This is a genomic window from Niallia nealsonii, assembly GCF_002835805.1.
GTDB classification, from domain to species: Bacteria; Bacillota; Bacilli; order Bacillales; family Cytobacillaceae; genus Niallia; species Niallia nealsonii.
This window is the reverse complement of sequence record NZ_PISE01000008.1, coordinates 157,854-164,737: the sequence shown is the minus strand read 5'-3', so window position 1 is coordinate 164,737 and position 6,884 is coordinate 157,854. Positions and strand designations below refer to the sequence as shown.

Genomic DNA, 6,884 nt, shown 5'->3' with positions numbered 1-6,884 from the left:
AAGTTTACGAAAACAGCCTATTTTTATGAATAGATGATGGGGCGGTTAAAGCCATTTTAAATTTTTTAACAAGCAGCTATAAAACTAAAAAGTTACTCTTTTGTAAAACAGATGCCAAAACAACTACCTGCAGTGAAATAAGGAATAAAAACTTGCATATCAAACGAAACTTCAATCAGAGAGTAGCAAAAGCCCATTAAATAATGGGTAAGCAGCATCCAACTAAATATTCAAGTGTAAATGGAAGGACTACAGCAATGAATCAAGTTAAAAAATGTGATTTAATTATTAAAAACTGCTCTATCTTAACGAATGAATTTACTGTCCAAGAAGATATGTCTATTGCAATAGCGGATAAAAAAATCATTGCACTGGACAGCTTCTTGCAAATAAGTAAACAATATAAGTCCAAAACAACTTTAGAGGGTAAAGGAAAACTTCTAATGCCCGGGCTTATTGATGCACACATGCACACAAATCAACAATTCCTAAGGGGCAAAATCACAGATGAATATCCTATGATCTGGACAAGAATTATGGTTCCTTACGAAAGCAATTTAAACGAAGATGCTGTGTATAAAAGTGCTCAATTAAGTTGCCTGGAAATGATAAAAAGCGGAACTACATCCTTTGTTGATGCTGGCGGCAGTTATATGCATAAAGTAGCAGAAAGCGCGTTGCAAGCAGGTTTGCGAGCTACTTTAACCTGCTCTACCATGAATACAGGTGAAGCTATACCTTCTAGCATGAAGTTTTCCGAAGAAGAATTAATAAAGCAAAATAAAAGACTTTATGATGATTTTCATCAGGCAGGAGAAGGAAGAATAAATATTTGGTTTTCATTGAGATCTATCATTACATGTTCGCCAAGTTTGATTACTAGTGTTTTTGAAACAGCAAAAGAGTTAAACACAGGGGTACAGGCTCATATGAATGAATATACAAATGAAATAAGTTTCTGCCTGGAACACTATAAAAAACGTCCGTTGGAATTTTTAGAATCTTTAGAGGTATTAGATCAGCCTTTTCTTAGTGCACACAGCATTTTGCTTTCCGATAATGAAATCGATATTGTAAACAACTATAATATTAAAATTGCCCATTGTCCGATCAGCAATTCTGGAAAAGGTTTCACCAAAACTCCAACACTTTTGCACAAAGGGATTAGCATTGGTCTTGGGACAGATGGAGCAGCACATGCAGGATTAAGCCTCTTTGATCAAATGAAAGTATTTAAATCATTAATGCGAGCCTATTGGGGGACCCCCATCTTCGATCCAGTTGTTATGCCGTCAAAAAAGATACTGGAGATGGCAACATTAGGAGGAGCAAAAGCTAGCCTGCAAGAACAACAAATTGGTACACTAGAGATTGGCAAAAAAGCAGATTTGATAGCAATCAATCTAAATCAGCCGCATATTCAGCCAACTCAAAATTTAGTGAACACTTTAATAGAATCGGCTACAAGCAATGATGTGACTGATGTTATTATTGATGGAAAGATTATTATGAAAAACAGAGAAGTACTGACATTAGACGAAGAAAAAATTATGTTTGAAAGCAGAATATCTGCAGCAAAAATCATCCAAAAGGCAGGTATTTAATTGCAAACAGACAGGAGGAAATTATGTCAAAAATCGGCATTAATAAAGTGCAAAAACTAACAGCAGTAAAACAAACAATTGAATACTTAAAACAGTATATTTTGCATACAAATGAACATGAACTGACAAAGCTGCCTTCCGAAACAAAACTTGCTGCTGAAATGGGAGTAAGCCGGGTAACTGTTCGAGAAGCTCTTACTGTTTTAGAAAATGAAGGTTTTATTACAAGAAGTCAAGGAAGCAGCACAATCATTACTACTTTTGCAAGAAAACTTACTGGCATTATTGATTCTTCAGGAGAACTAAGCAACTTTATAAAAGAATCTGGCTATCAAGCTAACGTCGATAATATAACCTATTCTTGGGAAAAGTGTGATAAAAAGACGGCGGAATACTTAAAAATAGAGCCAGAGGATGAAATCCTGATAGTGAAAAAACGATTTCTTGCCGATCATGCACCTGCTGTTTATTGCATAAATCGAATTGCAAAAAAACACTTGCAGACCAATATATTTAGCGAAGATGATCTCGGACAGAATATTTTTACCTATTTAGAAGAAACAAGCAATGTTCATTTTAGTCATGATTTTATGGAGCTGATTCCTACTTTAACAGATAATGAGTTAGGAAAGATGCTTCATTTGCCAATAAATGCCCCCCTTTTAAGACTCGATATTACAAAGTATACAGACGAAGGACTTCCGATAATGTTCAACTCTGAATATTATGTGCATGATTTAATAAAGTTTACAGCATGCAGAACGCTATCTAATATGTAGACTGGGGGAAAATGAATGCCTGCAGCAAAAAGCAACAGTCAAGTTTAAGAGCAATATTTACAAAAAATGATTAAATAATTAAAAATATAGACTGTTTTCTTAAAATTTATTATTTTTAACAAAAATAATAGAATAACAGGCCTCAGCAGATGGAATACACATAGACTCCTTTGGGAATGGGAGAAAGACGTGCCCAAGGAAAACAAAGTATATTCAGGCTGCTGAGACGAAAAACAGCAAGAATATAAAACACACAGTTTATTGCATGATACAAAGCGAGGTACTTTATGGATGGTTGGTTATTATTAATTGTTGTTGTGTTTTTTGCATCACTTTTGCAAACAAGCACTGGTTTCGGTTTCTCTATTATCGGGACTCCTTTTCTCTTTTTGCTTTATCCTATTCATACTGCTGTACAAATCAATATCGTCTTATCCATTTGTCTTTCTAGTTTTATGATTTATAAAATCAGAAAGGAAATTAATAAACAATTATTGATAACACTAATAAAAGGCAGTATTTTAGGATTAATAATCGGACTTGCCGTTTATTTATACATGGATGTTCAAATACTGAAAATGACTGTTGGCATCCTTATTATCTTTTTAACTATCTTACTGATTTTAAAACTGACCATTAAACAATCGAAAAAAGGAGATTTTCTAACAGGAGGCATATCTGGTTTACTGACAACAAGCATAGGTGTGCCAGGACCTCCCCTTTTGCTTTATTTTTCTAGTGTAGGGACAAATAAAGCAACACTTCGCAGCACAACTTTAGCGTATTATTTATTTGTTTATTTTGCCAGCCTTGTTATGCAGATAGGTTTTGGAGGGACAAGTTCAGAAGTTTGGATATCTTCCAGCATTGGACTTCCATCTTTGATTATTGGCATATTTGCAGGGCAATTATTATTTAAATGGATCAGCCAAAAAACATTTAAAATCATTACATATATCATTCTTCTTTTTACAGGATTATATTTAATCATCACTTCTTAAATAGGATGAGCAATGAAAAAGTGCTTGTGCCAAAAGTGAAATCCATTTAAAAGTCAAAAATACCGATATATTAGCATTCTTAAACAAACAAAGGGGCATCCAACAGTCAAAAAAATTGACTTATTGGAAAGCCCCTTTCATATACACTTATTTTGCAGCTGCATTTTCATAGTCTTGAATTTCAGTGCTGTATTGCAGAGTTATTTCAATTTCATCCCAACCATTTACAAGCATTTTTTTCCAGTAAGGATGGATATCAAAGCTTTCTTTAAAACCATTTTCATCTTCTACTGTTTCATTCTCTAAATTAACATGCAAATTATATGGCTGATTTTTAGCAGCATTTAGCAAGTATTCTATCTTTTCACTGTCTAATTGAATAGGAATCATTCCATTTTTTAAGCAGTTTTGATAAAAAATATCTGCAAATGACGGTGCAATAACTACTTGAAAACCATAGTCCTGCAATGCCCATGGTGCATGCTCTCTGGATGAACCACAACCAAAATTTTTATTGGCAATTAAAATGGTTGCACCTTTATTCTCAGGAAAATTCAATTCAAACTCAGGGTTTGGTTCCCCATTTTTTAAATAGCGCCAATCAAAAAAGGCAAAGCGGCCAAAACCTGTTTTTTCAATCCTTTTTAAAAATTGTTTTGGAATAATTTGATCTGTATCCACATTGACACGATCCATCGCTGCTGCTTTTCCAACAAATTTAGTAAATCCGCTCATTTGTATCCCTCCCTGCCTTATCTCTTGTTTATACTAATTCTTCCACTGCTTGTTCTGTTCGAATATCTATAAAGCGGCCATTTATAGCTGCAGCTGCAGCCATCGCTGGACTTACTAGATGAGTTCTAGCTCCCGCACCTTGTCTGCCTTCAAAGTTCCGGTTTGAAGTAGAAGCACAGTGTTCACCCTGCGGCACAAAATCATTATTCATGCTTAAACACATGCTGCATCCTGCTTCTCTCCATTCAAAACCAGCCTCTTTAAAAATTGCATCTAATCCTTCTTTTTCTGCTTGTGCTTTTACTTTTTGAGATCCTGGCACAACCAAAGCCCGTACTCCCGCTTGCACTTTTCGTCCTTGAATGACACTAGAAGCTTGTCTTAAGTCTTCAATTCGAGAGTTTGTACATGAACCGATAAATACATGTTGAATTTTAATATCTGTAATTGCCTGACCTTCTTGTAAATCCATATATTGAAGAGCACTTTGCAATGCACGGCGTTCGGTTTCTTCTTCATAACTAGAAGACGTAGGAATACTAGCATCTACTTTTGCTGTCATAGCTGGATTTGTACCCCAGCTTACCATTGGTGCAATATCATTGCCATCAATAATAATCACTTTATCATATTCAGCATCTTCATCTGAAACAAGCTCTTTCCACTCTGCAACAGCTGCTTCAAAATTTTCAGGGGCATATTTGCGATTTCTTACATATTCAAAAGTTGTTTCATCTGGGGAAACTAAACCAGCTCTCGCTCCGCCCTCAATAGACATATTACAAATGGTCATTCTTTCTTCCATGGAAAGCTTTCTAATGACATCGCCAGTATACTCGATAACATGTCCTGTACCAAAGTTTACCCCATACTTGGAAAGGATATATAAAATAACATCCTTTGCTGTAACACCTTGAGCAAGTTTTCCAGTTACTTCTACTTTTAATGTTTTCGGTGTTGTTTGCCATAAAGTTTGTGTTGCCAATACATGTTCTACTTCACTAGTGCCGATTCCAAATGCTAGTGCTCCAAATGCTCCATGTGTAGATGTATGACTGTCGCCGCATACGATTGTTTTTCCTGGCTGTGTTAACCCTAGCTCTGGTCCAATAACATGGACAATTCCTTGTTCAGGGCTTTCTAAGTTTGCTAAAGGAACATTAAATTCCAAGCAATTTTTTTCCAATGTGGTCATTTGATTTAATGCCACTTCATCATCTATTTTAAAGCGATTAATGGTTGGTACATTATGATCCATTGTCGCAAATGTACGATCTGGTCTTCTCACTTTTCGATTCTTCATTCTTAGACCAGAAAATGCTTGAGGTGATGTTACTTCATGCACAAGATGAAGATCAATATATAGCAGATCTGGTTTCCCCTCTTCTCTATGAACAATATGCTTCTGCCATATTTTTTCAACAATTGATTTCCCCATCATATTCCCCTCACTTTCTTGTTATTCCTTTTCTTTTGCGAACACATTAGATTTTTTATTATTTTACTAATGATCGATTTGTAGATAGCAGTATTAGAATTTTTTTCTTGTTATGCGTTTAATTTATTCGCCAATTTAGCTACTATTTCTTTTTTCACTTCTTCTACCATTTCCGTAGTGGAAACAATTTTTGTATTTGGAGAAATAATATCTCTTGTACGGAATCCATTATCTAAAACAGCATTTACCGCTTTTTCAATAATTGCCGCCTCTTCTTCTAATTGGAAAGATACACGTAAAAGCATAGCTGCAGAAAGAATGGTAGCAAGTGGATTAGCAATATTCTGTCCTGCAATATCTGGAGCTGAGCCATGAATTGGCTCATAAAGATACGGGCCAGATTCTGAAATACTTGCAGATGGCAACATTCCTAAAGAACCTGTTAATACAGATGCCTCATCACTTAAAATATCCCCAAACATATTCTCTGTTACAATCACATCAAATTGTTTTGGATTTCTAATAAGCTGCATAGCTGCATTATCTACTAACATATGTTCTAACGAAACATCTGGATATTTTTTTGCAATTTCGTTTGCACACTCTCTCCATAATCTGCTGGATTCCAGTACATTCGCTTTATCTACAGATGTTATTTTTTTTGAACGAGTTTGTGCAATTTCAAATGCCTTTTCTAGTACTCTTGTTATCTCTTCTTTACTGTAGACTAATGTATCTACTGCACCACTTTGGCCATTAATAGTTGTTCTTTCGCTTGGCTTGCCAAAATAAATTCCGCCAGTTAATTCTCTGACAACAAATAAATCTACACCTTCAATAATTTCTTGGCGTAATGGCGAAGATCCCGCCAAACTCTCATAATAAGTTGTTGGTCTTAAATTAGCAAAAAGATTTAATTCTTTTCTAATTTTTAACAACCCTTGTTCTGGACGCAGGGGAACAGGAAGCGTCTCCCACTTCGGTCCACCAACAGCCCCTAAAAGAATAGCGTCACTGTTTTTGCAAAGATTAATCGTTTTATCAGGTAAAGGACTTCCATCTATATCAACAGCATTTCCACCGATATTTCCAAATTCATATTCAAACTCATGTTGGAAATTTTCCTCAATTACTCGCAATACTTCAATAGCACCTTGAACAATCTCAGGACCTATTCCATCTCCTGGTAATACAGCGATTTTCTTTTTCATTCTAATTCGCCCTTTCCATTCTACGTGAAACTGCCATCAGTGAAGCAAAATATAACTTCACTGATGGTTAAATGTTTATTTATTTTGAACTTTACTTTACAAGCTGAAAATTTATT

The 6,884-nt window shown here is 35.2% G+C and carries 6 protein-coding genes; 3 read left to right on the top strand and 3 right to left on the bottom strand.

From position 1 onward, the window contains the following. The first annotated feature begins 257 nt into the window (after positions 1-257). The 3 genes from CWS01_RS04130 to CWS01_RS04120 all read left to right on the top strand — a co-directional run bounded on the left by CWS01_RS04130 (position 258) and on the right by CWS01_RS04120 (position 3,384). A complete protein-coding gene (locus CWS01_RS04130) occupies positions 258-1,604 on the top strand; it encodes an amidohydrolase (RefSeq protein WP_101175780.1) in 1,347 nt (448 codons plus the stop codon). 23 nt (positions 1,605-1,627) lie between these two features. Beyond that, the gene (locus CWS01_RS04125; protein WP_101175779.1) at positions 1,628-2,383 is read left to right on the top strand and encodes a GntR family transcriptional regulator; all 756 of its coding nucleotides are present in this window, start codon (positions 1,628-1,630) and stop codon (positions 2,381-2,383) included. 287 nt (positions 2,384-2,670) lie between these two features. Next, positions 2,671-3,384, top strand: coding sequence for a sulfite exporter TauE/SafE family protein (locus tag CWS01_RS04120; RefSeq protein WP_101175778.1), 714 nt, complete (start codon positions 2,671-2,673; stop codon positions 3,382-3,384). Between the two features lie 147 nt (positions 3,385-3,531). On the opposite strand, the gene leuD is transcribed toward CWS01_RS04120, so the two are convergent. The 3 genes from leuD to leuB form a co-directional block, all read right to left on the bottom strand. Further along, positions 3,532-4,119: a 3-isopropylmalate dehydratase small subunit gene (gene leuD, locus CWS01_RS04115; protein WP_101175777.1), complete on the bottom strand. Its 588-nt coding sequence runs from the start codon at positions 4,117-4,119 to the stop codon at positions 3,532-3,534. Positions 4,120-4,147: 28 nt separating this feature from the next. Next, the gene (gene leuC / locus CWS01_RS04110) at positions 4,148-5,557 is read right to left on the bottom strand and encodes a 3-isopropylmalate dehydratase large subunit (RefSeq protein ID WP_101175776.1); all 1,410 of its coding nucleotides are present in this window, start codon (positions 5,555-5,557) and stop codon (positions 4,148-4,150) included. Between the two features lie 110 nt (positions 5,558-5,667). After that, a complete protein-coding gene (leuB, locus tag CWS01_RS04105) occupies positions 5,668-6,768 on the bottom strand; it encodes a 3-isopropylmalate dehydrogenase (protein WP_101175775.1) in 1,101 nt (366 codons plus the stop codon). Positions 6,769-6,884 lie beyond the last annotated feature (116 nt).

Coding starts and splice junctions, on each gene's coding strand:
- CWS01_RS04130 (WP_101175780.1), top strand. CDS start 258: ATGAATCAAGTTAAAAAATGTGATTTAATTATTAAAAACTGCTCTATC.
- CWS01_RS04125 (WP_101175779.1), top strand. CDS start 1,628: ATGTCAAAAATCGGCATTAATAAAGTGCAAAAACTAACAGCAGTAAAA.
- CWS01_RS04120 (WP_101175778.1), top strand. CDS start 2,671: ATGGATGGTTGGTTATTATTAATTGTTGTTGTGTTTTTTGCATCACTT.
- leuD (WP_101175777.1), bottom strand. CDS start 4,119: ATGAGCGGATTTACTAAATTTGTTGGAAAAGCAGCAGCGATGGATCGT.
- leuC (WP_101175776.1), bottom strand. CDS start 5,557: ATGGGGAAATCAATTGTTGAAAAAATATGGCAGAAGCATATTGTTCAT.
- leuB (WP_101175775.1), bottom strand. CDS start 6,768: ATGAAAAAGAAAATCGCTGTATTACCAGGAGATGGAATAGGTCCTGAG.